We start from the raw sequence: 25,760 nt of genomic DNA, 5'->3' as shown, positions 1-25,760 counted from the left end.
GTCGCGTCGAGGGGGTCTTACGTTTAGGGAGAAGTATGTCCACGACCTACACACTCGATACATCCACCAGCCGTGCCAATCCGACGCCTGCGCCGATGCGGCGATTGACCGTGCCCAAGATCCGCGCGCGCAAGGTTGACGGGGTAACTGCAGAGCCGATCGTAATGCTCACTGCCTACACGGCGCGGCAGGCACAATTGCTCGATCCGCATTGCGATTTGCTACTGGTGGGGGATTCGCTCGGTCAGGTGATCTACGGCCTGCCCTCCACCGTGCCGGTGACAATGGAGATGATGGCCAATCATGCCGCCGCCGTGGTGCGCGGCAGCTATCACGCAGTCGTCGTCGTCGATATGCCCTTCGGTGCTTACGAAGCCTCGCCCGAAACCGCCTTTGACGCAGCCGCGCGGCTGCTGAAGGAAAGCGGCGCGGCGGCGGTGAAGCTGGAAGGCGGCGAAGCGATGGCGGAGACGGTCGCTTTCCTTACACAGCGCGGCATTCCGGTGATGGGCCATGTCGGACTGACCCCGCAGGCGGTGAACGTGCTCGGCGGCTATGCCGCGCGGGGGCGCAGCGATGCCGAGGCGGCGAAAATCGTCGGCGATGCCAAGGCGCTTGACGAAGCAGGCGCATTCGCCGTGGTGGTCGAAGGCGTGCTGGAGCCGATTGCCATCGAAGTCACCAAAGCGATCTCCTGCCCGACTATCGGCATCGGAGCCTCCGCCCAATGCGACGGGCAAGTGCTGGTTACCGAAGATATGCTCGGAATGTTCGAGCGGGTGCCGCGTTTCGTGAAGAAATATGGCGACATCGCCACCACAATCGGCGAAACGGCGGCGAAATATGCGGACGAAGTGCGCGCGCGCAGTTTTCCCGGGCCGGAACAGCTGTATCAGCCCAAGGACTGACCGCTTTTCTTCGCGAAACCACAATCAGGAACACCCAGAATGGCCACGCTGCTGCGCTATTACACCTTCTCGCTTGTCTTCACCGCGATCTGCTTCGGGCTCGGCCTGTGGTACGCGATTGCCAGCACCGATACGCTGGGCGCGGTACTGCAGATCATGTGGATCATCACGATCCTCTCGATCCTCGAAGTCTCGCTGAGCTTCGACAATGCGGTGGTCAATGCCACGGTGCTGCGCGAGATGGACCCGGTGTGGCAGCAACGCTTCCTCGTCTGGGGGATTGCCATTGCTGTGTTCGGTACGCGTATCGTCTTCCCGCTGGCGATTGTCGCGGTGGCGGCAGGCATCGGGCCGATCGAGGCGGTGAACCTCTCGCTCAACGATCCCGTACGCTATGAGGAGATCGTCTCCGGCGCGCATATCGGGATTGCCGGGTTTGGCGGCGCGTTCCTTGCGATGGTGGGCCTCAAATTCTTCTTCGATGCGGACAAGGAAGTGCACTGGATCGGCGCGCTGGAGCGGCAACTGACAAAGGTCGCCGCGCTGCCCGCCATCGAAATCGCGCTGCTGCTGCTGGTGATCTGGGTGATCTCAATGCAGCTGTCGGACGCCGACGCGCTGACCTTTATGACCGCCGGTCTGATGGGCCTTGTCACCTATATCGCGGTCGACGCTCTGGGCGAATATCTCAATATGCGCGAGGAAGCGAAGAAGGCGAGCGGCGTGGTCGTGCGCTCGGGCCTTGGCGGTTTCCTCTATCTCGAAGTGCTCGATGCGAGTTTCAGCTTTGACGGGGTGATCGGCGCTTTTGCCTTGTCGAACAACATGATCGTGATCGCACTGGGCCTGTCCATCGGGGCGATGTTCGTGCGTTCGATGACGATCCATCTGGTACGCAAGGGAACGCTGGCAGAATACCGCTATCTCGAAAACGGTGCGTTCTGGGCGATTATCGTGCTGGGCGCGATCATGCTGACCTCCGCCATCGTCCACATTCCCGAAGCGATTACCGGGCTGATCGGCGTCGTGCTGATCGGGCTGAGCTTCTGGTGGTCGGTGCGGCACAACCGCGCCGAGGCAGCGGGCGAAGTGGCTAAGGCAACTGCCGACTGAAACGCGCGGCCAACGGCGCAGAGACGACCATCTGCACCAGATGGTAGATCAGCACCGGTAACAGCACGAGCCCCGCGACATCAGGCGTGAACAACACCGCAGCCAGCGGCGCGCCCATGGCGATGCTCTTTTGCGCGCCGGCGAACTGGAACGCGATGTGGTCACCGCGCGCTAGGCGGAGTATTCTGCCGAGTAGCCAGGCTCCGCCGAAGCCAACCAGCAGCATCACCGCCACCAAAGCCAGCAGCCATACCCACGCAGCGGGATCGAGCATCGACCAGATGCCCTGCCGCACCGCGCTGGAGAATGCGATGTAGACTGCGGTGGCAATCGCGATGCGGTCCATCCAGCTGACCAGCCTGCGCCGCTGCCGCACGAAGCCGCCGAACTTGCCTTGCAGTAGCTGGCCAAGGACGAAAGGCAGGATAAGGATCATCCCGATCCGCTCCAGCCCGCCAAGGTCAATCCCCGGCATATCGCTGCGCGCCAGCAGCGCGATCAGCGGCGCGGTCAGGAACACGCCGAGCATATTGAGCACTGCGGCGGCCACCACCGAATGCGCCACATTGCCGCCCGCAATCGAAGTGTAGGCGGTGGCCGATTGCACCGTCGATGGCAGCACGCCGAGAAAGATGAAGCCCAGCGCAATGCTGGCCGGAAGCACACTCTGCGCCGCGCCCGCTGCGAGCCATCCCGCAAGCCCCATCATGCCGAATACGAACGCAACCAGCGGCAGCAAAAACCGCGCATCGCGCATTCCGCGCAGCACGTCTCCGCACGGCAGGCGCAGGCCATTGAGGAGGAACAGCAGGAAGATCGCCACATCGAGCGCCAATCGCGCCACCGGCACCGCCGCGCCCGATACCGGCGCTATGCTGGCGAGCAGGATCGCCAGCAGCAACAACCGCACCAGCGGATCGAAGAGGGAGGACAGGCGCGCAAGCATTACCGGCGCCCTCTGCCCAGCGCGCGCTAGTGTTGCAAGTCGTAGGTCTTCAGCAGGTCATACAGCGTCGGGCGGCTGATCCCCAGCAGCTTGGCGGTGCTGGAGATATTGCCCTCGCTCCGCGCCAGCGCGTGGCGGATCACCTTGCGGTCCGCTTTCTCGCGCGCGGCTTTCAGGTTGAGCACATCGGCATCCTCTTCCGCGTCGTCGCCAAGGTCGAGGTCTTCCGCGCCCACCAGCTTGCCGTCGCACATGATGACCGCGCGCTTCACCCGGTTTTCCAGCTCGCGCACATTGCCCGGCCAGCTCCAGCCATCAATGGCGGCAAGCGCGTCGGGCGCGAAACCGGTGACCGCCGGGTTCATCTCGTTGGAAAACCGTTTGAGGAACGCCTTGGCGAGCAAAGTCGCATCGCCCGGTCGCTCGGACAAAGCGGGAATTTTGACGACAATTTCGGCGAGGCGGTAAAACAGGTCTTCGCGGAACCGGCCATCGGCGACCATCGCTTCCAAGTCCTGATGCGTTGCGCACACGATGCGCGTATCGACCGCAATCGACTTGCGCCCGCCGATCCGCTCGATGGTGCGTTCCTGCAGGAAGCGGAGGAGCTTCACCTGCAAAGGCAGCGGGATGTCGCCTACCTCGTCCAGGAAGAGAGTCCCGCCATCCGCCAGCTCGATCTTGCCCTCGGTGGTTTTGACTGCACCCGTAAACGCGCCCTTCTCATGCCCGAACAGCTCGCTTTCGAGCAGGTTCTCGGGGATGGCTGCGCAGTTGATCGCAACGAAATTGCCGCTCTTCCGGTTGCTCGCATCGTGCAGTCCCTTGGCGAGCAATTCCTTGCCCGTCCCGCTCGCGCCCAGCAGCATCACCGAGACATTGGTGTTCGCCACCCGCTCGATCGTGCGCGCGACTTTGACCATTTCGGGGGCCGAGGTGATGAGCCCGCCGAGCACCGTATTGCCTTCCCCCGCGCGCGCCGCGAGCAGGCGGTTCTCTTCCTCGATAGCGTGCAGGTTGAACGCGCGGCGTACGATCAGGCCGAGCTGTTCGATATCGACCGGCTTCTGGTAGAAGTCATACGCGCCGCGCTCGATGGCGCCCAAAGCGCTCTCGCGCGCGCCATGGCCCGACGCGACGATCACCTTGGTATCAGGCTTGATCGCCATAATCGTGTCGAGCACGCGAAAGCCTTCGGTCGTTCCATCGGGATCGGGCGGCAGTCCCAGATCGAGCGTCACCACCGCCGGTTCCTCGGCACGCAACGCGGCGATCGCGGAATCGTAATCGCCCGCAATGACGACTTCGAAGTCCTCGTAAGCCCATTTGAGCTGCGCCTGCAGGCCCTCATCGTCCTCGACGATCAGCAGCTTGGGTTTGTGCTCAGCCATTTATGCAACCTCTTTTCTGGCGTCAGCCTGTTCGCGCATCGAACGCATGATCTCGCTTTGCGCGCTCAGCGGCAGGCGCAGGACAAAGCGTGTGCCCATCCCTTCGCGCGAATCCACATCAAGCCGCCCGCCCATAGTTCGCACCAGTTCGCGCGCTTCATAGGCACCGATCCCGAACCCTCCGGGCTTGGAGGAATGGAACGGCTTGAACAGCTGCGTGCGGATAAATTCGGGCGACATTCCCTCCCCCGAATCGCGGATTTCGATCACCGCGTGGTTCGCCTCTTCGCGCAGGTCGAGATAGACGGGCGCGTCATCCGCCGTCGCATCAACCGCATTCTGTACGAGATGCACCAGCGCCTGTTCCAAAGCGTCACTATCGGCTGTGACCTTGCAGTCACCGTTAGCAAGCACTTCGACGCGGTGGCGTGCCGCATATTGTGCCGACACCCGCTCCAGCAATGCCGCAAGCGCGATCTGCTGGCGCTCCTTGCCGCCGAGGCTCCCATAGCGACCCAATCGCGCGAGCAGCGCTTGCAGCTTGTCTGTCGAGTTGCGCAAAGTGAGGATCATATCCGCGCGGAATTCCGGCTTGTCGGCATGCTTTTCGGCATTCCTCGCCAGCAGCGACAGCTGGCTCGCCAGATTCTTGATATCGTGCATGACGAACGCGATGCGGCGGTTGAACTCATCGAAACGCTGCGCTTCGCCCAGCGCATCCTGGCTGGACTGCTCTGCGAGATAGCTGGCGAGCTGGCGGCCGATCACGCGCAACAGATCGAAGTCCTCCCAGTCGAGCCGGCGCGCGACGGACGGACGGGCAAGCACGACTACGCCGACCAGACGCTCGTAATGCAGCAGCGGCACCATGGCCCAGCTCGCCTCGCTCGACAGCAGCCATTCGGGACAGGCAGCGGCGGGAATCCCCGTTTCGGTGCCGCGCCGCAGATCGTCGATGTCGACAATGAACTGGCTTTCTTCAAAGAAGCGCACACCGGCGGCGGACAAGGCCTCCCCGGGCACGTCCAGATCGCTCCACTGCCAGCGCGCCGCCAACGCCAGTCCGCCATCCTCGCGTGCGGTGAGGAGCAGGCCGGAGGGGCTGTCGGTGATATCGGCCACCGCACGGATCGCACGCTCGGGCAAAGGCGCAGCCTGCGGCCCGGCGCGACCGATCGTGTCGGTAAAGCGCAGCCATTCGCTGCGATAGTCATAGCGATGCTGGAAGAGATTCTTCGACAGGCTCACCCGCAGCCAGCCGCGCAGCCGCTTGGACGGCAACAGCATCAACGCCGCAACGCTCGCCAGCAGCACAAAGCCCGTCTGCAACACGCGGCCATAATCGCTGCCGATATAGGCCAGCGCCTGTGCGACTACGACCATCACGATCAGATAAGCCGCAATCACCAGCAGCGAGATCGACTGGAATGCAAAGCTGCGCGAGGGGCGGAAGCGCAGCTCGGTTTCCTTGCGCGTCGCTCCCAAAGCAAGGATCGCCACAACCACCAGCACGGTGAAAGCGCGCAGATCCTGCAGCAGTTGCGGCCGCCCGTCGCTCAGCCAGGCGATGGCGTAGAAGTTGAGATCGAAGAGGAACAGCAGGCCCAAGGCCGAAGCAGGCCAGCGCAGGCTGAGGCGCGATTGCTGCGAAGCTCCGGCAAACAGATTGTGCACCAGCACCAGCGCGCCGACAGCGAAAAGCAGGTGCATGGTGAAGGAAATCTGCCAGATCAGCGCCTGCGCTTCAGGCTCCGCGATGAACTGGAAATAGGCCAGCACCAGCCCGAATTGCATCAGCTCGATAAAGCCGAGCGCCACGATCACGGGGCGGATCGGGCCGATCTTGGTGTCGCGCTCGTCATGACCGAACAGGCGGTACAGCATCCACAGCCACGCCAGATTGCTGCAGATCAGCGCGATCTCGGTAATGATGCTGCCACGCCCGAAACCCGCCGCGCTGAAGCTCCACAATGCGATGAGGCCCACTGCCACAGCATTGACCGCAGCGACGTTTTTGCCGCTGCGATGCGCCGCGGCGAGCCAGAGCGCCAGCGCGCTCGCTCCGGCGGCTGCCGCCAGATGCGTCACATAGACAATCAGGGCCCAGCCGCTGCCCACTACCGCGCGCCCTCCGGCCACAGCACCACGCGCAGCGTTTGCAGCATGATCAGCAGATCGAGGAAAGGCGTGTAATTCTTGGCGTAATAGAGATCATATTCCAGCTTGTGCCGCGAGTCCTCGATGCTGGCACCATAGGGATAGTTGATCTGCGCCCAACCGGTAATGCCGGGCTTCACCATATGCCGTTCGGCATAATAGGGCAGCTTGTCTTCCAAATCCTCGACAAAGGCGGGCACTTCGGGGCGCGGGCCGACAAAGCTCATATGTCCGGCAAGCACCGTCCACACCTGCGGCAATTCGTCGATCCGCACCTTGCGGATGAACGCACCGACGCGGGTGATGCGGACGTCGTTCTTTTCGGCCCATTTCGCACCGTCCTTCTCGGCATCGGTGCACATCGAGCGCAGTTTGACGAGCTCGAAAGTCTGGCCATAAAGGCCGACGCGCTTCTGGCGGAAAAAGGCAGGCCCCTTGCTGTCCAGCTTTACGATGATCGCGAACAGCGCGATGACGGGAAAGGTAAGGAGCAACAGCAGCAGGCTGGCGACAATATCGAAAGCGCGCTTGGCAACGCTGGAAATCGCGCGGCCCGAAGAAAAGCCGTCCGAAAAAATCAGCCAGCTGGGATTGAGTGTGTCGAGATCGACTCGCCCCGTTTCGCGTTCGAGGAAGCTGGAGAATTCGTTGACGTGGACCCCGGCGGTCTTCACCCGCACAAGGTCTTTAAGCGGCAACGCATTGCGCCGCTCTTCCAGTGCCAGCACGACCTCGGTGGCGCCAAGATTAGCGACATGGGCACTCAAATCGGAAATGGTCGCGCGGTCCACCGCTTCGGGCAGCACCGAGGGAACCCCGCTCATATTGACGAAGCCGGAGATGACGAAGCCACTTTCGGGCTTTTCCGCGAGTTTCTTGAGCCGCTCTGCACGGTGCCCTGCCCCCAGCACCAAAATGCGCCGACGGAAGGCCGATGTGCCAAGCAGATTACCCACCACCAGCCGGTTAAGCGCCAGCAGCAACGTGGCAATCACCATTGCGTAGAGCAGGATCGAGCGCCAGAACGTCTGGCCTGGCAACAGGAAATCGATAACCGCGAGCGCCAGTATGGCGAGGCTCACGCCGACAAGGAGTCGCGCCGCGGCAAAGCGCATCGAGAGCAGCGCTTCCGGGCCATATACGCCCACCGCAATCATCGCGGTTTGGGTGGTGATGGCGAAGCCCACGAGAATCCACACCCGCTCGACCAGCGGTCCCGCGGCGATCCCGATCTGCATCGTGCGGACGTTCCAGGCCGCGTCCGCTGCAACCAACAGGAGCGCGAAGTCGATCACGCCCAGCAGCAGAACGGCATGGGGAATATAATGTTTGAAGAGACGAATCATCGCTTCGACCGGCCAATCTGTTGCGGGCCCATCCCGCTTCAGCCACCCGATTAGTCGCCACCTATGAAATGTCGGTAAATTTTACACCGCCTCGCCATCGGTGACAGTGCGCCATGCGGTTCACGCCTTTGGTAAGCACAAATTAACCGTATCGACCGAGCAGGTCTTAACCGGTGCGCGCTAAAGGCGGCTCATGGCAAAGCTCACCAAGCCTCCTATCCCTGCCAAAATGTACAAGCATTTTGCCGTCGCCACGATCAGTCTGACCGGGGCGATTGCGATGTTTGCCGATGACGAGAACCGTCGGGCGGTTGTGGAACACGTTGAAGAGCGGCAGGAGCAGGAAGAACTCCGCCGCGCCAGCGCCGCGATCACAGATTCCCAAGGCCTGGTGCGCAATGATCTGGCCGAACCCGTCGGCGCATTCGGCACCGAGGGCGGCGATAACTTCGGATCACCAACGGTCCATCCAGTAGGCACTGGCAGCGGGAACGGACCCGATCCGCGTCGCCAACCCGAAGCCCGCGGTAGCCGCCGCTCGGTCCCGGGCTATGACCAGTCTTGGATCGACGCCCTGAGCGAGGAGGATTACCGCATTTTCCTCCAATCGATCAGCGAAGAGGCGCTCAATGGCTCGCGCACGGCAGAGCAACGGGCGCAGCAGCAGTCTTCCATCGAAGCCGAATCCGCGCGCCGGTCAGGCCGTTCCGGGCGCAGCGCAGACGCTCCGCCGCGATCCTGACGCTACATATTGTAGGTCGTAACCAGCAGGAAGCTGAGGGTGACAACCATAATGAGCACAAGCGGAACGCCGGTGCGCACATAATCGCCAAAGCGGTAATTGCCCTCTGCCATAATGAGCATATTGGTCTGGTACGCCACCGGCGTTGCGTAACACAGATTGCAGCCGAACAGCACCGCCAGGATCAGCGGCTCGTGCGGCAATCCCAGCTCGGTCGCGATGGCGAAGGCGATTGGTGTGCCGACGGTCGCCGCCGTCGCGTTCGATGCGAAATTGGTCAGCACGGTCACGAACAGCATCACCGCCATCAGGACAAAGGCTGGCCTCAGATGGACGAGACCCAGCGCAAGCAGCTCTCCCAGCCAACCCGCCGCACCACTTTCGAGAACAATGCGCCCGATGGCGATGCTGGCGGCCACAAGCACAATGACCTTGCCCGACAGCGCCCGTCCGACCCGGTCAAACTTCACGCAGCCGGTCACAAACATCAGGATCGCCCCCGCCAGCGCGGAAATCGCGATGGGCACCTTGACCAGATAGACCCCTTGCGCCCCAATCCACGGCAGGCCGACCGAAGCGAGGGCAACTGCGCCGAACATGATTGCTCCTGCCAGCACCGCCTTCGACCGGCGCGGCATCTCGCGAACGCCCTCCAGTTGCAACAGGCTGTCTCCGGCGACAAATGCCTCCAGACCTGCGGAGAGGCCCATCACCAGCAGCACGTCACCCTCGGCAATCCGGATATCGCGGCCAAGATCTGCGACATCATCGGCGAACGGCCGCTTCGGCTTGTGCACACCCAGCACCGCAACGCCGTAGTGGTCGGCAATCCCCGAGCTTGCCAGTGTCCGCCCGACAATCCGGCTATCGGCGGTCACCACCATTTCAACGACCTGGATATCCTCGCGCGCATTCCGCGCCTGTTCGGTGATCTGGTCGATCACCCACGCAGGAGCAACCTGACCGCGCAGAACTCTAATCGCGCTTTCCAGCCCTTCATGCGTGCCGGAGATCAGCATCCGCTGCCCGGCCTGGAATTTGCCCGCCGGCCGCTCCTCGAAACGGAACGCATCGGGGAGCATATCGGTAATCTCGTCAAAATGGCGACCGGCGAGCTGGCTGTCGGGAGTAACCCGCAAATGGCTATAGAAACGCCTTATGTCATGCTTCTGTTCGGGCGAGTTGTCCGGCAATAGGCGCGGCATCACCAACCAGAGATACGGCAAGGCCACCAGCGCTGCCATCAGCACGATGGAGGTAAAGTGGAATACCGACATTTGCGGCATACCAAGATCCTGCGCGATCCCGACGACCAGCAGATTGGTCGATGTGCCGATTGTGGTCGCCATTCCCCCGATCAACACGGCGGAATTGAGGGGCATCAGCGTTTTGGAAGCCGGCATCGCGCCGCGCTGCGCCAGCGCCACAAAAATCGGCATCAGCAGGACCAGCACAGGCGTGTCGTTTACCACCATCGAAAGGCTCATCGCCAGCATCAGCGAAACGAGCATTCCCAATTGCAGGTTGAACTTCCAGATCCTTTCCAGAACCAGCGCCGCCGGTTCCAGTGCTCCGGTTACGACCAGACCCCGGCCCAGGATCATAAGCGCACAGATGGTAATCAATGCAGGATGGCCGAAGCCACCAAAGGCGAGCGCGAGCCCGTCGGTTTGCTGGGTATGCGGCAACGGATAGAAATACAGCCCCACCGCGATGATGGCGATGGCGAGCAGCGACACGATCTCGATCGAGATGCGGTTGCGCACGAACAGGGCGAACACGACAACGGTGAGCGCCATCGCGGCAATCGCGTGGGGGGATGGGGCGTCTATCACGTCACCCGCACCGTTCCCAAAGCGGGCGGCAGAAAGCAAGCCAATTGCGCATTCTGCCGTTAAGCGCGATTTCTGTCCCCGCTGGTACCTCTGGCCGGACTCGAACCGGCACTTCGTAAGAAACTCGATTTTGAGTCGAGCGCGTCTACCAATTCCGCCACAGAGGCACCTGAACGCGGGAAAACGCGGTTAGCTCGCCTTCAGCGCTTCCGCAATGGTCTTGTGCAGGCGTGAATGCAGCGGGTCGTTGCCGGCGATCACTTGGGCATCACAGATTTGCTGCGAGCGTCCGCGGTAATCGGTCACGAAGCCGCCCGCCTCGCGCACCAGCAGGCAGCCTGCGGCGGTGTCCCACGGGCTGAGATCGCTTTCCCAGAAGCCGTCGAAACGGCCAGCCGCCACCCACGCCAGATCAAGCGAGGCGGCGCCGAAGCGGCGGATACCTGCGACACTTGGGCCGATCGCGTTGTAAATCCGGTTCCATTCGGCAAAATTGCCATGCCCCTGGAACGGCGTTCCTGTGGCAATCAGCGCTTCATCCAGATGCCGCCTCCCCGACACCCGCAGACGTGCATCATGCAACCACGCCCCGCCCGATTTCTCAGCCCAAAACGTCTGGTCGGTGATCGGCTGGTAGACCACTGCCGCGGTCACATCGCCCCACTCGTCCGAACCGAGCTTGCGCTCCTGCACGGCGATGCTCACCGCGAAATGCGGGATGCCGTGGAGAAAATTGCTGGTGCCATCGAGCGGATCAATGATGAAGCGCGGCTTGTCTGCGTCGCCTTCCAACTCGCCCGCTTCTTCCAGCAGGAAGCCCCAGCCGGGGCGCGCAGCCTTGAGTTCATCCCACAGGATGCGCTCTGCCGCTTGGTCGGCCTTGGACACGAAATCGCTCGGGCCCTTGCGGCTGACCTGCAAGTGCTCGACTTCGCCGAAATCGCGGCGCAATCGGCCCCCCGCCTTGCGGGCGGCCTTTTCCATAACCCGGATCAGACCGGAAACTGCTGGCATGAAACTGTGCCTTCCAAATTCAGTCGAGAATGATCTGGATCGATTGCGCGGTCAGCTCAATCTCGCCCATATTGCTGTGAATGAAGCAATAATCGTCCTCGATCATAGCGGATTTGATGATGCTGAGATTGACGTCCTCGCCATCCTCATGCTTTTCGTTCTTCATCCGCAGATCATCGATATCGGCAAACCGGATGCATCCTTTCAGATAGCATTCGCCGTCATCCTGTGGCGCGTAGCGCGGATGGCCTTCCAGAACGTGGAATTCCATTTCCAGCGTCAGCGAGGAATCATCATAGATTACACCGAGAATATAGCTCGATGCGAGGTCGATGTGGCTCAGCTTGGGATGCGGCGTACCGCTCATAGTTAGCTCCGTTAGGCCCCAGGCTTAGCCCGCTTTGCCGACATAGGTCTGTTCGTAAACATCCACCACAATGCGCGTGCCACTTTCGATATGCGGCGGCACCAGAATGCGCACGCCGTTATCAAGCACTGCGGGCTTGTAACTGGACGAGGCGGTCTGGCCCTTCACCACGGCATCAGCCTCGACAATCATGGCTTCGATCTGGGAAGGAAGCTGCACGCTGATGGGCTTTTCCTCCCATAGTTCGAGGCTTACCTGCATCCCGTCCTGCAAGAACGGGCGGGCATCGCCCAACAGGTCGCTCGGAAGGGTAATCTGTTCGTAGGTGTCGGTGTCCATGAAAATGAGCATCTCCCCATCTTCGTAAAGGAATTGATAGTCCTTGGTATCGAGCCGCACCTTTTCGACCGTGTCGGCGCTGCGGAAGCGGACATTGGTTTTGCGTCCGTCCTGCAGGTTCTTCATTTCCACCTGCATATAAGCACCACCCTTGCCCGGCTGGGTGTGCTGTATCTTGGCGACTTTCCAGATTCCGCCTTCATATTCGATGATATTGCCGGGACGGATGTCCACGCCGCTGATCTTCATGGCTTGTGCTTCTCTATGGTCAGATTTTCAAAGAATGGCCGCGCCCTAGCCGCTGGTGCTCGTCGCGGCAAGCGGGATGCGGTGCTATCGCGCCAGTGCGACAGCGCGCAATCGGTTCATGGCATGCTCAGCCGCGTCTGCTATAGCGGGCAGCATGAAACGGATCGCATTCACTCTCCTTGCCGCCTCGGCGGCTGTCTTCGCCGTCCCTGCGATGGCGCAGGAACAGATCGGCACGATCGAGCGCGGCACCTATAGCTGCGAGCTTCCCGGAGACGCTGCGGGCGCTGTTGGTGTAGCGCAGCCACAGGAAAGCTTCACCATCACCAGCGCCTCGCGCTATTCCTCGCCGCAGGGCGAAGGAACCTATCTGCGACGCGGCGATATCCTCACAATGACTAGCGGACCGCGCAACGGCACGCGCTATGCGATCGAAGGCCAGGGCTTCCTGCGCAAGATCGAAAACGGCGCGCCGGGTCGCCTGCGTTGTGTGCGCCGCGCCGGAGCGTAAAGGCATTACTCCCCGAATATCCAGAAATGGTGCATGAAGTAGACTTCGCGTAGAAGGAATGGTGCTTTGGTGCGCCATGAGCGGTAGCGGGTCAGTGATGTTGCACTGGGCGTGGCTTCGATACCCAGTGCATCCGCCATCGCCATCGCCCTGCGCAAGTGAATCGGATCAGAAACGATAATCGCGCTCTCAAGACCCGCATCGCGCATCACCAGCTGCGCTTCGACGAGATTGTGCATGGTTGTGAGCGATTCCGTCTCGATTAGGATCGCCGCTTCCGGCACACCCGCCGCCAACGCTGCATTGCGTGCCGCTTCACTTTCGGCGAGCGCATCCTCTTTGGATCGGGCTCCGGTGAAAATCAGCGCCTGCACGCGCCCTTCGCGATAGAGGGTGACCGCATGGTCGATCCGTGCCTGGAAGACGGGCGTCGGTGTGTCACCCTCAACCGCAGCGCCAAGCACGATGGCGGCGTCGGCTCGCGCTTCGGGCATTTCCTCCGGCCCGCTTGCAATCCACACTGCAATCGCGCCCAGCCAGCCGAGAACGACTAGCGGTATTATCAGCCGCAACCGCTTCATTTCAGCTTGGCGGCAAAAGCCTCGATCGCCGCGACTTCATCCCCGCCCCAGACTGCATGGCTTACTGCGAGGAAATCCGCGCCGGCCTCCACCAAGGGCGCGCAATTGTCGGGCGTGATGCCACCAATCGCGACACAGGGGATTTCGAACAACCCGCTCCAGAAGCGGAGCAGTTCTTCGTCCGGCCGGTGTTCGCTCGCCTTGGTTTCGCTGGGAAAGAAAGCGCCGAAAGCGACATAGTCCGCTCCCGCCTCGCCCGCTTCCATCGCCAGATGGCGGCTGGCGTGGCAGGTGACGCCGATCTGCATTTCACGGCCGAGCTCTTCGCGCGCCTCGCGCACATCGCCGTCGCCTTGGCCGAGATGCACTCCGTCCGCCTTCAGCCTTTTGGCGAGCGAAACCGAATCGTTAACGATAAACGCAACATCGCGGGCGCGGCAGATTTCCAGCAAGGGCGCTGCGAGCCGCGCCGCCTCGTGCTGGTCAACGTCCTTCACGCGGAACTGGAACGCGGTTGCCAGCCCCTCCCCGGCCGCCAATGCGCGGTCGAGCCGGTCGGGAAAGTCGCCGCCGACGTCTTGCGGCGAGATCAGATAGAGCTGGCAATCGGACATGGGCGTATCAACAGATCGAAGCGGCGCAGATCTGGTCAATCGCCTTGCCCAAGGCGGCGTCGAATTCGGCATCGCTCTGCCCGGCGCGCAAATCCTGCAACAGGCCCCGGCTGAAGCTGGCAATCATCTTCGGGTTCTTGGCCAGTTCCGCACACGCCTCGTCGGTCGAATAGCCACCCGACAGCGCCACCACCTGTAGCACTTTGGGGTGATCGAGCAGATCGGTGTATAGCCCCGGCGTCTTGGGGATCGAGAGCTTGAGCATGATCTGCTGGCCTTCGGGCAGAGCATCAAGGTTCTTCAGAATCTCCGCCTTGAGGATTTCCTCGCCTTCCGCGCGGTCATCTGCAGTAATGTCGTATTCCGGCTCCAGCATCGGCATCAGCCCGGCCGCGATGATTTGCTGACCGACTTCGAATTGCTGCGCGACAATCTTGGCGATCCCTGCCGGATTGGCCGATTTGATCACCGAGCGCATCTTGGTGCCGAACATCCCCTTGGCGACCGATTTCTCGAGCAGCGCGGGCAGCTTGTCGAGCGGCTTCATCAGCTGCACACCGTCGGCCTCGTCCTCCAGCCCCTGATCGACCTTGATGAAAGGCACCACGCCGCGCGCTTTCAGTGCATCGGCGGTCGGCTGGCCGCCCACATCGCCATCCATCGTCCGTTCGAACAGGATCGCGCCGATCACCTTGCCATTGGCAAAACTGGGTGCGGTGATGACACGGCTGCGCATCTCGTGGATCTTGCCGAACATCTCCTCCTCGCCCGACCATTCGTCGTCCGACACGCCATAGCCGCGCAGCGCCTTGGGGGTGGATCCGCCCGACTGGTCAAGCGCGGCGATAAAGCCCTGCCCGGCGGCGATCTTGGCGGTCATTTCGGCGGTGTTCATGTGGCAAGCTCCCTCTCGCGAATACGAATTCGAAACCGGCTCCTATGCTGCGATTCGCACGAGTGCAAGTTTACGAAGTTTGCCCGTGTGCAGTATCGTAAGGCGGGCCTGCTGCGAGCACCGATTGCGCTGTGTAGGAAAGCGATTTTGCGGCCTCTGCCTCGTCTTGCCGAAGCGTTCAGCACGATGAAAGCGAGCAGAGTGCCATATACGACCGATGAAACAAACTGCCGCACTTCTTGCCCTTGCTTTTTCCCTGTCCGCCTGCGCCACGGTGCCCGATGCGCCGATCGTTGCCGGGGGCCAGCCCATGCCTGCGGGCAGCGCCGTGGCGCTCGGCCAGCCGGTTGCGGTGGGCGATGTGGTTGTCACGCCGATGCGCGTTGTCGAGGATTCGCGCTGTCCCATCAATGCGCGCTGTGTGTGGCCGGGGCGGCTGGTGATCGAAACCCGCGTGGATGGTGCGGGCTGGCGCGAGACAGTGCCCCTGACCTTGGGCGATCCGCAAAGCGTGCGGGGATGGTCGATCAGCCTCGTTGCGGGAGAGCCTGGACAAATGGCCGGTGGCGAGCCCGTTCGTGCGGAAGAGTATCGCCTGTCCTACGAAGGCCGCCTAATCTCTAGTGCGGCTTCTTCAGTCCGGCAGTGAGGTTGATCGCCACGGAAATGCGCGTGCCCTCGCCATAGAACGGCCGCACCGCGTGTTGCAGCCAGCTGGGAAACAGCACGATCATGCCCGTTTGCGGACGCACCGAAATCTCGTGCAATTGCGCCCCGCCACCTTCCGCCTTGAGGCGCAGATCGGGCGCAGCCATCTGCACCATCGGACTGCGCGGATCGAGCAGTTGCAGCTCTCCGCCGAGCGCGGGATCACTATCGCCTTCATAGCCGTCATCGACATAAGCGACGGCTGACCAATAGCTGCCCGGGTGGGCATGATACTGGTTGGCATTGCCTTTCGTACTGACATTGGCCCACATTTGCGGGAGCCAGCCAAAGCGGCTCTCCTCCGGCGACTTGATATCGATGCAGGCGTCGTCCGCCATGGTCATCGCCTTGAACACCAGCGCCCGTGCCGCTTCGCCGCCCCATTCGAGCATATCCGTGCCCGAATGCCAGCCGCCAATATTGCTGATCGCCAAACCCGTCTTGTCGCGGTCCATCGCGGCGAAAATGGCATCGCGCAGCATGGCAAGGCCCTGCTCGCTGTTCAGCCGGTCAATGATGAAGGGCGTGGGAAAGAGCTGGTTGGTCTGCGGCATGGCGTCAGGCGCTGAGCGCCGCCACGCCCGGCAGTTCCTTGCCTTCCATCCATTCGAGGAACGCACCGCCTGCGGTCGAGATATAGGTCACATCCTCGGTCACGCCTGCATGGGCGAGCGCGGCCACGGTGTCGCCGCCGCCCGCGACCGACACCAGCGCGCCCGCCTGCGTCAGCGCCGCAGCGGTCTTGGCGAGTGCCACGGTCGCCTCGTCGAAGGGCGGGGTCTCGAACGCGCCCAGCGGGCCGTTCCACACCAGAGTGGCGCAGGTCTTGAGCACATCGCCCAAAGCCTCGACCGCGAGCGGGCCGACATCGAGGATCATCTCGTCTTCGGCGACTTCGTGGACGTTGCAGATGCGCAGGGACGGCGGATTGGCGGCGAATTCCTTGGAAACCACCACATCATAGGGCAAGTGGATCGTGCAGCCTGCCTCGTCGGCGGCATCCATAATGGCGCGGGCAGTGTCGGTGAGATCATGCTCGCACAGGCTCTTGCCGACATTCACCCCGTTCGCTGCAAGGAAGGTGTTCGCCATCCCGCCGCCGATGATGAGATGCTGCACCTTGCGGGAGAGGTTTTCGAGCACGGCCAGCTTGGTGCTGACTTTCGCTCCGCCGACAACGGCGGCGACCGGCGGCTGCGGCGTGCCGAGTGCAGCGTCCAAAGCCTTCAGTTCCTTCTCCATCGCTCGCCCGGCATAGGCGGGCAGCAGATGCGCGATGCCTTCGGTGCTGGCATGGGCGCGGTGCGCGGCGCTGAAAGCGTCATTGACATAGATATCGCCATTGGCAGCGATGCTCTTGGCGAAATCGGCGTCATTGGCTTCCTCGCCCGGCCAGAAACGGGTGTTTTCCAGCAGACCGATATCGCCGGGCCGCAGGATATCGATCGCCTGTGCCGCCACCGGTCCGGCGACTTCGGGAATGAACATCACTTCGCGGTCCAGCACCCGCTCAAGATCGCCCTGCACCATGCTGAGGCTCATGGTCGAATGCCGATCGCCCTTGGGCCGCCCGTAATGCGCGAGCAGCAGCACTTTCGCGCCGCGATCGGCGAGTTCGAGTATGGTCGGCGCGACGGCGGTAACGCGGGTCAGATCGGTCGCCTGCCCGTCCTTCATCGGCAGATTGAGATCCACCCGCACCAGCGCACGCTGGCCGCTCAGGTCTTGGGGCAGATCATCGAGGGTTTTGAACGAGGGCATTGGTCACTCCCAAATCCTCCCCCACCGGGGGAGGGGGACCGCGCGAAGCGGGGTGGAGGGGCACCTGATCAAGCTCCGAACGGAGGCGGGCGCCCCTCCACCATCCTGCGGATGGTCCCCCTCCCCGTTCCGGGGAGGAATGACCTTACAAAAACGAAGCCATCTTGCCCGCCGTGTCGATCATGCGGTTGGAGAAGCCCCATTCATTGTCGTACCAGCTCACCACGCGGCACAGCTTGCCTTCGAGCACGGCGGTCTCCAGCGAGTCCACGGTCGAAGACGCCGGGTGGTGGTTGAAGTCGCTCGAAACGAGCGGTTTATCGGTGTAGTCGAGAACGCCCTTCATCGCGCCTTCGGCAGCGGCCTTCAGCGCGGCGTTCATTTCCTCTGCCGTGGTTTCGCGGCTGGGGGTGAAAACGAGATCAATCAGCGACACGTTGGGGGTCGGCACACGCACCGAAGACCCGTCCAGCTTGCCGGCGAGTTCGGGCAGTACCAGGCCGACCGCACGGGCAGCGCCGGTGGTGGTCGGGATCATGTTCTGCGCCCCGCCGCGCGCGCGACGCATATCGCTGTGCATCTGGTCAAGCATACGCTGGTCATTGGTGTAGGAGTGGATCGTGGTCATGAAACCGCGCTCGATTCCCACCGTATCGTGCAGCACCTTGGCCACCGGCGAGAGGCAGTTGGTGGTGCAGCTGGCGTTGGAGACGATCACATCGTCTGCGGTCAGCACATCGTGGTTCACGCCGTAAACGATGGTGGCGGAAACGCCCTTGGCAGGCGCCGAGATCAGCACGCGCTTGGCACCCGCTTCCAGATGCGGGCGGCAGGCCTCGTCGCTCTGGAAGAAGCCGGTGCATTCGAGCACGATGTCGACGCCCATTTCGCCATGCGGCAGGTCGCCCGGATTGCGCTCGCTGGTCACGGCAATGCGCTTGCCGTTCACCACCAGCGTATTGCCATCGACTTCTACCGTGCCGGGGAAGCGGCCATGGGTGGAATCGAAACCGAACAGCAGGGCGTTGGCGTTGGTGTCGGCCAGATCGTTGATCGCCACCAGCTCCAGATCGTGATCGTCCCGCTCCAGAATGGCGCGCGCCACGAGGCGTCCGATACGCCCGAAACCGTTGATCGAAACTTTGGTCGCCATAGTCAGAACTCCTGCTTATCCGTTGATCTTGCTGATAATTTGCGGAACGATTGCGTCCGCCGTCAGGCCGAATTTGGCGTAAAGCTGTTCCGCCGGTGCCGATGCGCCAAAGCGGTCGATGCCGAAATTCATGCCGTCCAATCCCGTATACCGTTCCCACCCATAGGTCGTCCCGGCTTCAATCGAAACCTTGCATACGTCTGCGGGCAGCATATCGGCTTTGTAAGCGGCGTCCTGCTCGTCAAACAGCTCGGTGCAGACCATCGAGACGACATCGGCGCCGATGCCTTCCTTCTCCAGCCGGTCTGCGCATTCGAGCGCGAGCGAGACTTCCGAACCGGTCGCCATCAGCACCACGCCGCGCTTGTTGCCCGCGCGCTTGAGGCGGTAGGCGCCAAGGCCGCACTGGTCGACCTCGTCGGGCGCGTTGCGCACTTGCGGCAGGTTCTGGCGGCTGAGCGCGATTACCGAAGGCCGGTCGGTCTGGCGCAGCGCGATTTCCCAGCACTCGGCTGTCTCCACCGCATCGGCGGGGCGCATCACGAGAATGTTCGGCATCGCCCGGAGGCTCTGCAAATGCTCGATCGGCTGATGCGTCGGCCCGTCCTCGCCCAGCCCGATGCTGTCATGCGTCATGACATAGACAACCGGCACCTGTTGCAGCGCCGAGAGGCGGATCGCGCCGCGGGCATAGTCGGTAAAGATCAGGAAGGTGCCGCCATAAGCGGTCACGCCGCCATGTAGCGCCATGCCGTTCATCGCCGCTGCCATGCCGAATTCGCGGATGCCGTAATAGACATAGCGGCCCGAATAATCCTCTGCGGTCAGAGGCCCGATGCCGCCCGCCTTGGTGTTGTTCGAACCGGTGAGGTCAGCACTGCCGCCAATGGTCTCGGGCAGTTTGCCGTTGATCTGTTCGAGCGCCATTTCGCTCGCCTTGCGGGTGGCGACCTTTTGCGGGTTCTTCATCAGGCCTTGGGTGTAACTGGCGAGCGAGAAGCGCGGCGGCAATTCGCCCGCCATGCGGCGCTCGAACTCGGGCTTGTGCTCGCTGGCATTGAGGCGGCCCTGCCATTCGCAATGCGCTTCCCCGCCGCGCGCGCCGGTGGCGCGCCAATCGGCGAGGATTTCGTCGGGGATCACGAAGGGATCGTGTTCCCAACCCAGCTCCTTGCGCGCGGCAGCGACCTCGGCCTCGCCCAAAGGCGAGCCGTGGACGCCGCTCGTCCCGCCTTTGTTTGGCGAGCCCTTGCCGATCACCGTGGTGCAGCGCACCAGCGAGGGCTTGCCGGTTTCGGCGACCGCTTCGTCAATCGCCTTGCGGATGCTGGCGGGATCGTGCCCGTCGCAGCTCGTCACGTGCCAACCGGTCGCTGCGTAGCGCGCGGGGATGTCTTCCGAAGAGGACAGGCTCACCGCGCCGTCAATCGTGATATTGTTGTCATCCCACAGCACGATCAGGCGGCCGAGTTTCAGGTGTCCGGCAAGGCCAATCGCTTCGTGGTTGATGCCTTCCATCAGGCACCCGTCACCCGCGATCACCCAGGTGCGGTGGTCGACCTGCTCGTCTCCGAAAACGGCATTCAGATGCCGCTCCGCCATCGCCATGCCGACGCTCATCGCCAGACCCTGCCCCAGCGGGCCGGTGGTCGCTTCGACACCGGGGATGAGGAAGTTTTCGGGATGCCCCGCGCATGGACTGCCGAGCTGGCGGAAATTCTTGATGTCCTCCAGCGTGGGGCTTTCGTAGCCCGAGAGCCAGAGCAGCGAGTAGATCAGCATTGATCCGTGGCCTGCGCTCAAAACGAAGCGGTCGCGATCGGCCCAGTCAGGAGCCTTGGGATCGAATTTCAGATAGTCCTGCCACAACACCGTCGCCACATCGGCCATGCCCATCGGCATACCCGGGTGCCCCGAATTGGCCGCCTGCACCGCATCCATCGAAAGCGCGCGGATGGCGTTGGCCATATTGCTGAAACGGGTGTCGGCGTCGCTCATTCTATACTCCTGCGCTCGCCTCTCTGGGGGAGGCGATTCGGTTAGGGGCTGTGTGGTGGGGGCAGCGTGTCAGGTCAAGCAAGACGGCGCCGCTTGCGACGTTTCGCCATGCCGCGCGCATGAGGGATATTCACAGCTTTGATGCCCAAGGCTTTGCTCTTGTTGCCAATCGGGTTAATTCTCTCCCTGCTATGAGCGACAATTCACCTGCCGAAAGGATGCAGCGCGCCCTCGCCCGGATCGAGGCCGCTTTGCGCCGTATCGAGGCGGCACGGATTGCGCCCGGCCTGCCGTTCGGAAATGGCGGCGGTGGCGATCCGGAATTGCAGGCGAAATACGATGCCCTCCAGGCCGAGGCCGGTGCTGCGCTGGCGCAGATTGAGGCGGTGTTGGGCACGCTCGAAAAGGATGCCGCGACATGAGCAATGTCACGCTGGACATTGCCGGGCGCAAGTACACCATCGCCTGCGCTGCGGGCGAGGAAGCGCATATCGAAATGCTCGGCGCGTCGATCAACGATAAGCTGGCCAAGCTCGATACGCTGGGCGGACAGTCGCCCGAACGCATCCTGCTCTATGCCGCGCTGCTGCTGGCCGACGAATTGCACGAGGCAACCAACGGCGCCCCCGCCGCCCCGGGCGAGGCGTTTGCGGTACAGTTGGAGGCGCTGGCAGGCCGGATGGAAGAGCTGGCCGACAGCGTCGACGGCGATCCTGCTTGAGAAGTGCTGCGCTGCTCCCTACATAGGAAAGCGGCGGTTCTGCCCGGCACGATCCGGAGTGAAAATCCCTGAGGCTATAAGCAAAATCCATGGGAGCTGTCCCTGTCCGGCGCACCAGTTCGGCTGTGGTGTCGGTGCATATGGCGCCCACCTGACGTTGAGGCGTCAGAGGATTTCCAGGAAAACGACCCATGGTGGATCCGCTACATAACTTTTTGCCCTATCGCTCCGCTACTTGAGGGCGGGTTTTTGCCCTATCGCCCCGCTACTTGAGGGCGGGTTTTTGCCCTATCGCTCCGCTACTTGAGGGCGGGTTTGTGCCCTATCGCTCCGCTACTCGAGGGCAGAAACCCAGAAAGCCGCTCATGCTGAGCCCTTCGACAAGCTCAGGAGAACCTTGTCGAAGCATTGCTTTTTCTTCTAGCGGAACCTTGGAAACTACGAACAATCCTTCGACAGGCTCGACATGAGTGGAGTGGGTGTGACTGAACACGTGCAAGACAAGGCGCAATTGCGCACCAATCTCCGCAAGGCCCGCCGCGAGCACGTTGCTGCGCTGCCCGATGCGGTGAGCGCGCTGGTCTTCCGCCGCCCACCCGCGCCGGTGATGGAACTCATCCCCGAACGCGCAACCCTAGGCCTCTACCGCGCCATCGATGGCGAAGCCCCCGCCTCCGCCTATGCGCGGTTCTTTATGGAGCAAGGCCACGCCATCGCCCTCCCCCGCGTCGACGGCGATGGCGCGATGGCCTTTCACGCGCACACCGATCCGTTTGGCGAAGCTGATCTGGAGGAAGGCCTGCACGGTATCATGCAACCCGCCAGCGATGCGCCGCAAGTCGCCCCGCAGGTGCTTTTCGTCCCGCTTGTCGGCTTTACCGATAGCGGGCACAGGCTGGGCCAGGGTGGCGGTTATTACGACCGCTGGCTCGCCGCGCATCCGGGAACGATTGCCATCGGGCTCGCTTGGGATGTGCAGAAAGTGGACGAATTGCCGCTGGAGGATCACGATATGCCATTGACCGCCATTGTCACCACAACCCGCGTCTACGGCCCGTTCTGATGCGGACAGAACCCACCTGGCGCATCCCCGTCGGCATTCTCGGCCTTCTGACCGTGCTAATGGTCTACGCCATCATCATCGCCCGCTACGCGCCCGAGCTGATCGGGGACTGGCCGGGGATCGTGCAGGCGCTGGTCTATACCGTGCTTGGTGTCGTATGGCTGCTTCCCTTGCGCAATTTCCTGATCTGGATGGAAACGGGCAATTGGGGTGTGCCGAAAGACAAGAGCTAGGCGAGGCTTTCCAAAACCGCCCGCCAATCCTCCGGCAAGGGCACCGGCCTGCGCGTGTCGCGATCCACATAGACGTGAATGAAATGCCCCTCCGCCGCCGGTTCCTCGCTGCCTTGCGCGAATATCCCGACCTCGTAGCGCACGCTCGAGGTGCCGAGCTTCGCCACACGCACGCCCGCTTCAACAGTCTGCGGAAAAGCGAGCGGCGCGAAATAGCGGCATTGCGTTTCGACCACGAGGCCGATCACGGCACCGCCTTCGATATCGAGCACGCCGCGCTCGACCAGTTCGGCGTTCACCGCCGTGTCGAACCACGAATAATAGACGACATTGTTCACGTGGCCGTAGACGTCATTATCCGCCCAGCGCGTGGGAATGGCGCGGAAGGCCTTGTAGGCGCTGCGTGTCTTGGGTGCGGGCCGGTCTGTCAAAGTGCCGCCTCATACATCCGCCGCGCATCGTCGCGGGTGATTTCGACCGGATTGTTCACCAGCAGCCGCTCCTGCTTCATTGCCTCGTCCGCCAGCAGATCGAGATGCCCGGCTCCTATGCCGACATCGCGCAAACGCAGTTGCAGCCCGCTCGCCCGCGCCATATCGCGCATATCGCTGACGAAGGTATCCGCGAGGAAGCCGGTGCCGATGCGTGTTTTCTTCCCCGCCAGATCAGGCGAGATCACGGGCGCCAGCTCGGCATACATTTCGCGCGCGGCGGGGAGATTGTGCTTGAGCACCTGCTCCATCATCAGCGCGTTGGAATGGCCGTGCGGCACGTGAAAATGCCCGCCGAGCGGATAGGCCAGCGCGTGGACTCCGGCGCATGGTGCATTGGCGAAGGCAACACCCGCGAGATAGCTGCCGCGCAGCATTGCATCGCGCGCGTCGAGATTGTCCGGCTCGTCACAGGCGACCAGCAGGTTGCGATAGAGCAGCCCCAGCGCCTCTTTCGCCAGCGCATCCGAAATAGGGTTTTTCAGATGTTTGGTGGTGTAGGCCTCGATCGCGTGCACCATCGCGTCGATGCCGGTGGCCGCCGTCACATGGCGCGGGAGGCCGGTGGTAAGGCTCGCATCGAGCACCGCGACATCGGCGTAGAGCGCAGGCGAAACGATGCCTTTCTTCGCTGTCTCGCCGACGGTGAGAATACTGATCGTCGTCGCCTCGCTGCCCGTGCCTGCCGTGGTGGGGACGAGCACCAATGGCAGACCCTGCCCCTTGGCGAGGCCGACGCCGTAAATCTCCGCAATATCGTCCCCGCTGCCGAGCAGATAGGCCGCCGCCTTGGCGACATCCATTGGCGAGCCGCCGCCAAAGCCGACCACCGACGCCGCGCCCATCGCGCGCCCCTGCTCCACCGCCGCCAGCACGCTCGCTTCGGCGGGGTCTTCCTGCACATCGTCAAAGACAGCAACCTCGCGCCCGGCAAGCCCCGCCAGCGCCGCATCACACAGCCCGATCGCGCGCAAATTCGCGTCGGTGACGAACAGCACCGGCCCCTCGGGCAGAAGCGGAGCAAGCTCTGCGCTCGCCCCGATGCCGGAGACGACGCGGGGGCCGTAATTGAAGGTGAAATCGCTCATGCCCGCAGCAATGGCGGTTCACGCGATTGGTGGCAAGAAGGAGAAATGTCCCAAGTGGCGCGAGTGACGGGACTTGAACCCGCGACCCTCGGCGTGACAGGCCGATACTCTAACCAACTGAGCTACACCCGCGCATTTAAGCGACGATAGCGCCTCTTGGGAGCCGCGCGTTTAGTGGAGCCCCGATAGGGTGTCAACACATTGCGCGCGGCTTTTTGAACTCTTTTTCTACCCCGCCAGAATCGTTGCCGGAGCCTCGATCAGTTTCTTCAGCGCCTGCACGAAAGCCGCCGCGTCATAGCCGTCGACCACGCGGTGATCGCAGCTGATCGAGATGTTCATCAGCTTGCGCTTCTCGATCCGCTCGACCCCGTCCGCGCCGGTGACGAACATGGGCCGCTCGACAATGCGATTCGGGCCTATGATCGCGACTTCGGGACGGTTGATGACCGGCGTCGTCGCCACACCGCCCAGCGGGCCGAGCGAGGTGATGGTCAGCGTCGAGCCGGACAATTCTTCCGACTTCGCGCTGCCATCGCGCGCAGCATTGGCAAGGCGGGTGATTTCGCTGGCAAGCTGGAACAGGTTCTTGCCCTGCGCATCGCGGATCACCGGCACCATCAAGCCGTTATCGGTCATGGTCGCCATGCCCAGATGCACGCTGCCATGGCGGGTGACGACCTTGGCCTCGTCATCGAAACGGGCGTTGATCATCGGGAAATCGGGCAGCACCTTGCAGATCGCCGTGATGAGCAGTGGAAGCATGGTCAGCTTGGGGCGTTCCTGCCCTTTGGCGCCTCGATTTTCATTGAGCTGCGCGCGGGTGCGCTCCAGCTCGGTGACATCGCATTCCTCGACATAGGTGAAATGCGGGATGTTGCGCTTGGCCGCCTGCATATTCTCGGCGATGCGTTTGCGCAGGCCGATGACTTTGATCGTCTCGTCAGCGCGGGCTTTGCCGGCACCGGAGAAGCCGCCGGTGTAGCTGATAAAGGCATCGAGATCGGCGTGGCGGATGCGGCCATCCTCGGCGGGTTTGACCTGTGCGAGGTCAATGCCGAGATCCTTGGCGCGCGCGCGGACGGCTGGGGTGGCGAGGACTTTCTCTCCCCCTCCCGCACGGGAGGGGGCCGGGGGGTGGGTTTCCGAGGATTCTGACGCAGACCCCCCATCCCCAACCCCTTCCCCACGGGGAAGGGGCTTTTCCTCCACAGGTTCAGGCGCAGGAGCAGGCGCGGGAACAGGAGCCGGAGCCTCAGCCGCTTCCTCAACCACATCCTCGGGCACATCGCCTTGGACTTCGATGACGAAGATCGGGCTACCAATGGCGACCATATCGCCCGCCTCGCCCGCAATTTCGACCAGACGGCCGGTCACCGGGCTTTCCAGCGGCACGGTCGCCTTGTCGGTCATCATGTCGACGACTTCCTCGTCTTCATGGACCATATCGCCGACCTTCTTCTGCCAGGTCACAATTTCCGCTTCGGTGATGCCTTCGCCGATATCGGGCATGGGGTGCGTGTATTTTGCCATGTC

Annotated in this window: 27 protein-coding genes and 2 tRNA genes; 9 read left to right on the top strand and 20 right to left on the bottom strand. The window is 62.6% G+C overall.

The features are described from left to right. Positions 1-35 precede the first annotated feature (35 nt). A complete protein-coding gene (gene panB, locus ACS0VV_RS05320; protein ID WP_483531688.1) occupies positions 36-908 on the top strand; it encodes a 3-methyl-2-oxobutanoate hydroxymethyltransferase in 873 nt (290 codons plus the stop codon). A gap of 39 nt (positions 909-947) precedes the next feature. Beyond that, the gene (locus ACS0VV_RS05315; RefSeq protein WP_483531687.1) at positions 948-2,021 is read left to right on the top strand and encodes a DUF475 domain-containing protein; all 1,074 of its coding nucleotides are present in this window, start codon (positions 948-950) and stop codon (positions 2,019-2,021) included. Here ACS0VV_RS05315 and ACS0VV_RS05310 read toward each other — a convergent pair. The 4 genes from ACS0VV_RS05310 to ACS0VV_RS05295 are packed head-to-tail and all read right to left on the bottom strand — an operon-like array spanning position 2,002 to position 7,861. Then, positions 2,002-2,967 carry a bile acid:sodium symporter gene (locus ACS0VV_RS05310; RefSeq protein ID WP_483531686.1) on the bottom strand — a complete coding sequence of 322 codons (966 nt, stop codon included), beginning with the start codon at positions 2,965-2,967 and terminating at the stop codon, positions 2,002-2,004. The two genes, ACS0VV_RS05315 and ACS0VV_RS05310, sit on opposite strands and share 20 nt — an antisense overlap. Positions 2,968-2,993: 26 nt before the next feature. Continuing rightward, a complete protein-coding gene (gene prsR, locus ACS0VV_RS05305; protein ID WP_483531685.1) occupies positions 2,994-4,358 on the bottom strand; it encodes a PEP-CTERM-box response regulator transcription factor in 1,365 nt (454 codons plus the stop codon). Further along, entirely contained in the window at positions 4,359-6,476 is a 2,118-nt protein-coding gene (gene prsK, locus ACS0VV_RS05300) for an XrtA/PEP-CTERM system histidine kinase PrsK (protein ID WP_483531684.1), read from the bottom strand. Beyond that, complete coding sequence (locus ACS0VV_RS05295) at positions 6,476-7,861, bottom strand: TIGR03013 family XrtA/PEP-CTERM system glycosyltransferase (RefSeq protein WP_483531683.1); 1,386 nt, start codon at positions 7,859-7,861, stop codon at positions 6,476-6,478. Before ACS0VV_RS05295 ends, prsK begins: the two co-directional genes overlap by 1 nt. Positions 7,862-8,090: 229 nt before the next feature. Here ACS0VV_RS05295 and ACS0VV_RS05290 point away from each other — a divergent pair, with 229 nt between their 5' ends. After that, complete coding sequence (locus tag ACS0VV_RS05290) at positions 8,091-8,603, top strand: hypothetical protein (protein WP_483531682.1); 513 nt, start codon at positions 8,091-8,093, stop codon at positions 8,601-8,603. Between the two features lie 2 nt (positions 8,604-8,605). Here ACS0VV_RS05290 and ACS0VV_RS05285 read toward each other — a convergent pair whose 3' ends face one another. The 5 genes from ACS0VV_RS05285 to efp all read right to left on the bottom strand — a co-directional run bounded on the left by ACS0VV_RS05285 (position 8,606) and on the right by efp (position 12,407). Next, complete coding sequence (locus ACS0VV_RS05285) at positions 8,606-10,438, bottom strand: SLC13 family permease (protein ID WP_483531681.1); 1,833 nt, start codon at positions 10,436-10,438, stop codon at positions 8,606-8,608. 82 nt (positions 10,439-10,520) lie between these two features. Then, positions 10,521-10,605, bottom strand: a tRNA-Leu gene (locus ACS0VV_RS05280). Between the two features lie 22 nt (positions 10,606-10,627). Then, the gene (locus ACS0VV_RS05275) at positions 10,628-11,452 is read right to left on the bottom strand and encodes an inositol monophosphatase family protein (protein ID WP_483531680.1); all 825 of its coding nucleotides are present in this window, start codon (positions 11,450-11,452) and stop codon (positions 10,628-10,630) included. 19 nt (positions 11,453-11,471) lie between these two features. Further along, positions 11,472-11,819 (bottom strand): hypothetical protein, encoded by a 348-nt coding sequence (locus tag ACS0VV_RS05270; protein ID WP_483531679.1) that lies wholly within the window; start codon positions 11,817-11,819, stop codon positions 11,472-11,474. Between the two features lie 24 nt (positions 11,820-11,843). Then, a complete protein-coding gene (efp, locus tag ACS0VV_RS05265; protein WP_483531678.1) occupies positions 11,844-12,407 on the bottom strand; it encodes an elongation factor P in 564 nt (187 codons plus the stop codon). A gap of 154 nt (positions 12,408-12,561) precedes the next feature. On the opposite strand from efp, the gene ACS0VV_RS05260 reads away from it, so the two are divergent. Continuing rightward, positions 12,562-12,918 carry an elongation factor P gene (locus ACS0VV_RS05260; RefSeq protein WP_483531677.1) on the top strand — a complete coding sequence of 119 codons (357 nt, stop codon included), beginning with the start codon at positions 12,562-12,564 and terminating at the stop codon, positions 12,916-12,918. Positions 12,919-12,923: 5 nt separating this feature from the next. Here the strand turns inward: ACS0VV_RS05260 and ACS0VV_RS05255 are convergent, their stop codons facing one another. The 3 genes from ACS0VV_RS05255 to ACS0VV_RS05245 are packed head-to-tail and all read right to left on the bottom strand — an operon-like array spanning position 12,924 to position 15,008. Continuing rightward, the gene (locus ACS0VV_RS05255) at positions 12,924-13,490 is read right to left on the bottom strand and encodes a YdcF family protein (protein WP_483531676.1); all 567 of its coding nucleotides are present in this window, start codon (positions 13,488-13,490) and stop codon (positions 12,924-12,926) included. Positions 13,491-13,495: 5 nt separating this feature from the next. Beyond that, entirely contained in the window at positions 13,496-14,113 is a 618-nt protein-coding gene (thiE, locus tag ACS0VV_RS05250) for a thiamine phosphate synthase (RefSeq protein WP_483531675.1), read from the bottom strand. A 7-nt stretch (positions 14,114-14,120) separates the two neighbouring features. Further along, the gene (locus ACS0VV_RS05245) at positions 14,121-15,008 is read right to left on the bottom strand and encodes a fructose bisphosphate aldolase (RefSeq protein ID WP_483531674.1); all 888 of its coding nucleotides are present in this window, start codon (positions 15,006-15,008) and stop codon (positions 14,121-14,123) included. 274 nt (positions 15,009-15,282) lie between these two features. Here ACS0VV_RS05245 and ACS0VV_RS05240 point away from each other — a divergent pair, with 274 nt between their 5' ends. Then, complete coding sequence (locus ACS0VV_RS05240; protein WP_483531673.1) at positions 15,283-15,657, top strand: hypothetical protein; 375 nt, start codon at positions 15,283-15,285, stop codon at positions 15,655-15,657. On the opposite strand, the gene ACS0VV_RS05235 is transcribed toward ACS0VV_RS05240, so the two are convergent. From ACS0VV_RS05235 to tkt, 4 genes are all read right to left on the bottom strand, one after another. Next, positions 15,629-16,270 carry a 2OG-Fe(II) oxygenase family protein gene (locus ACS0VV_RS05235; protein WP_483531672.1) on the bottom strand — a complete coding sequence of 214 codons (642 nt, stop codon included), beginning with the start codon at positions 16,268-16,270 and terminating at the stop codon, positions 15,629-15,631. The genes ACS0VV_RS05240 and ACS0VV_RS05235 overlap by 29 nt on opposite strands. A gap of 4 nt (positions 16,271-16,274) precedes the next feature. Beyond that, on the bottom strand, positions 16,275-17,477 hold the full coding sequence (locus ACS0VV_RS05230; protein ID WP_483531671.1) for a phosphoglycerate kinase: 1,203 nt from the start codon (positions 17,475-17,477) through the stop codon (positions 16,275-16,277). Between the two features lie 145 nt (positions 17,478-17,622). Then, on the bottom strand, positions 17,623-18,630 hold the full coding sequence (gap, locus tag ACS0VV_RS05225) for a type I glyceraldehyde-3-phosphate dehydrogenase (RefSeq protein ID WP_483531670.1): 1,008 nt from the start codon (positions 18,628-18,630) through the stop codon (positions 17,623-17,625). A gap of 15 nt (positions 18,631-18,645) precedes the next feature. Then, positions 18,646-20,628 (bottom strand): transketolase, encoded by a 1,983-nt coding sequence (tkt, locus tag ACS0VV_RS05220; RefSeq protein WP_483531669.1) that lies wholly within the window; start codon positions 20,626-20,628, stop codon positions 18,646-18,648. A 191-nt stretch (positions 20,629-20,819) separates the two neighbouring features. Here tkt and ACS0VV_RS05215 point away from each other — a divergent pair, with 191 nt between their 5' ends. The 4 genes from ACS0VV_RS05215 (at position 20,820) to ACS0VV_RS05200 (ending at position 22,645) form a co-directional block, all read left to right on the top strand. Continuing rightward, positions 20,820-21,050, top strand: a complete 231-nt coding sequence (locus ACS0VV_RS05215; protein ID WP_483531668.1) for a hypothetical protein — start codon at positions 20,820-20,822, stop codon at positions 21,048-21,050. Continuing rightward, positions 21,047-21,349 carry a cell division protein ZapA gene (locus ACS0VV_RS05210; RefSeq protein ID WP_483531667.1) on the top strand — a complete coding sequence of 101 codons (303 nt, stop codon included), beginning with the start codon at positions 21,047-21,049 and terminating at the stop codon, positions 21,347-21,349. Before ACS0VV_RS05215 ends, ACS0VV_RS05210 begins: the two co-directional genes overlap by 4 nt. Positions 21,350-21,830: 481 nt before the next feature. Then, complete coding sequence (locus tag ACS0VV_RS05205; RefSeq protein WP_483531666.1) at positions 21,831-22,412, top strand: 5-formyltetrahydrofolate cyclo-ligase; 582 nt, start codon at positions 21,831-21,833, stop codon at positions 22,410-22,412. Further along, positions 22,412-22,645 (top strand): DUF2842 domain-containing protein, encoded by a 234-nt coding sequence (locus ACS0VV_RS05200; RefSeq protein WP_483531665.1) that lies wholly within the window; start codon positions 22,412-22,414, stop codon positions 22,643-22,645. The genes ACS0VV_RS05205 and ACS0VV_RS05200 overlap by 1 nt, the downstream gene beginning before the upstream one ends. Here ACS0VV_RS05200 and ACS0VV_RS05195 read toward each other — a convergent pair. The 4 genes from ACS0VV_RS05195 to ACS0VV_RS05180 all read right to left on the bottom strand — a co-directional run bounded on the left by ACS0VV_RS05195 (position 22,642) and on the right by ACS0VV_RS05180 (position 25,757). Continuing rightward, on the bottom strand, positions 22,642-23,076 hold the full coding sequence (locus ACS0VV_RS05195; RefSeq protein ID WP_483531664.1) for an acyl-CoA thioesterase: 435 nt from the start codon (positions 23,074-23,076) through the stop codon (positions 22,642-22,644). The two genes, ACS0VV_RS05200 and ACS0VV_RS05195, sit on opposite strands and share 4 nt — an antisense overlap. Further along, on the bottom strand, positions 23,073-24,224 hold the full coding sequence (locus tag ACS0VV_RS05190) for an iron-containing alcohol dehydrogenase (RefSeq protein ID WP_483531663.1): 1,152 nt from the start codon (positions 24,222-24,224) through the stop codon (positions 23,073-23,075). Before ACS0VV_RS05190 ends, ACS0VV_RS05195 begins: the two co-directional genes overlap by 4 nt. A gap of 55 nt (positions 24,225-24,279) precedes the next feature. After that, positions 24,280-24,356: transfer RNA gene (locus ACS0VV_RS05185), tRNA-Asp, on the bottom strand. 96 nt (positions 24,357-24,452) lie between these two features. Then, entirely contained in the window at positions 24,453-25,757 is a 1,305-nt protein-coding gene (locus tag ACS0VV_RS05180; RefSeq protein WP_483531662.1) for a dihydrolipoamide acetyltransferase family protein, read from the bottom strand. Positions 25,758-25,760: the final 3 nt, after the last annotated feature.

It is taken from the genome of Aurantiacibacter sp. KMU-128 (genome assembly GCF_056933515.1).
Note: the sequence above shows the minus strand (reverse complement) of the source record. Positions and strands in the feature narration are given on the sequence as shown.

What these genes read in the sequence shown, in the direction of transcription:
- prsR (WP_483531685.1), bottom strand. Translation starts at nt 4,358, where the DNA reads ATGGCTGAGCACAAACCCAAGCTGCTGATCGTCGAGGACGATGAGGGC.
- ACS0VV_RS05275 (WP_483531680.1), bottom strand. Translation starts at nt 11,452, where the DNA reads ATGCCAGCAGTTTCCGGTCTGATCCGGGTTATGGAAAAGGCCGCCCGC.
- ACS0VV_RS05215 (WP_483531668.1), top strand. Translation starts at nt 20,820, where the DNA reads ATGAGCGACAATTCACCTGCCGAAAGGATGCAGCGCGCCCTCGCCCGG.
- thiE (WP_483531675.1), bottom strand. Translation starts at nt 14,113, where the DNA reads ATGTCCGATTGCCAGCTCTATCTGATCTCGCCGCAAGACGTCGGCGGC.
- ACS0VV_RS05315 (WP_483531687.1), top strand. Translation starts at nt 948, where the DNA reads ATGGCCACGCTGCTGCGCTATTACACCTTCTCGCTTGTCTTCACCGCG.
- ACS0VV_RS05260 (WP_483531677.1), top strand. Translation starts at nt 12,562, where the DNA reads ATGAAACGGATCGCATTCACTCTCCTTGCCGCCTCGGCGGCTGTCTTC.
- gap (WP_483531670.1), bottom strand. Translation starts at nt 18,630, where the DNA reads ATGGCGACCAAAGTTTCGATCAACGGTTTCGGGCGTATCGGACGCCTC.
- ACS0VV_RS05295 (WP_483531683.1), bottom strand. Translation starts at nt 7,861, where the DNA reads ATGATTCGTCTCTTCAAACATTATATTCCCCATGCCGTTCTGCTGCTG.
- ACS0VV_RS05210 (WP_483531667.1), top strand. Translation starts at nt 21,047, where the DNA reads ATGAGCAATGTCACGCTGGACATTGCCGGGCGCAAGTACACCATCGCC.
- tkt (WP_483531669.1), bottom strand. Translation starts at nt 20,628, where the DNA reads ATGAGCGACGCCGACACCCGTTTCAGCAATATGGCCAACGCCATCCGC.
- panB (WP_483531688.1), top strand. Translation starts at nt 36, where the DNA reads ATGTCCACGACCTACACACTCGATACATCCACCAGCCGTGCCAATCCG.
- ACS0VV_RS05180 (WP_483531662.1), bottom strand. Translation starts at nt 25,757, where the DNA reads ATGGCAAAATACACGCACCCCATGCCCGATATCGGCGAAGGCATCACC.
- ACS0VV_RS05230 (WP_483531671.1), bottom strand. Translation starts at nt 17,477, where the DNA reads ATGCCCTCGTTCAAAACCCTCGATGATCTGCCCCAAGACCTGAGCGGC.
- ACS0VV_RS05290 (WP_483531682.1), top strand. Translation starts at nt 8,091, where the DNA reads ATGTACAAGCATTTTGCCGTCGCCACGATCAGTCTGACCGGGGCGATT.
- ACS0VV_RS05270 (WP_483531679.1), bottom strand. Translation starts at nt 11,819, where the DNA reads ATGAGCGGTACGCCGCATCCCAAGCTGAGCCACATCGACCTCGCATCG.
- ACS0VV_RS05235 (WP_483531672.1), bottom strand. Translation starts at nt 16,270, where the DNA reads ATGCCGCAGACCAACCAGCTCTTTCCCACGCCCTTCATCATTGACCGG.
- ACS0VV_RS05310 (WP_483531686.1), bottom strand. Translation starts at nt 2,967, where the DNA reads ATGCTTGCGCGCCTGTCCTCCCTCTTCGATCCGCTGGTGCGGTTGTTG.
- efp (WP_483531678.1), bottom strand. Translation starts at nt 12,407, where the DNA reads ATGAAGATCAGCGGCGTGGACATCCGTCCCGGCAATATCATCGAATAT.
- ACS0VV_RS05200 (WP_483531665.1), top strand. Translation starts at nt 22,412, where the DNA reads ATGCGGACAGAACCCACCTGGCGCATCCCCGTCGGCATTCTCGGCCTT.
- ACS0VV_RS05245 (WP_483531674.1), bottom strand. Translation starts at nt 15,008, where the DNA reads ATGAACACCGCCGAAATGACCGCCAAGATCGCCGCCGGGCAGGGCTTT.
- ACS0VV_RS05190 (WP_483531663.1), bottom strand. Translation starts at nt 24,224, where the DNA reads ATGAGCGATTTCACCTTCAATTACGGCCCCCGCGTCGTCTCCGGCATC.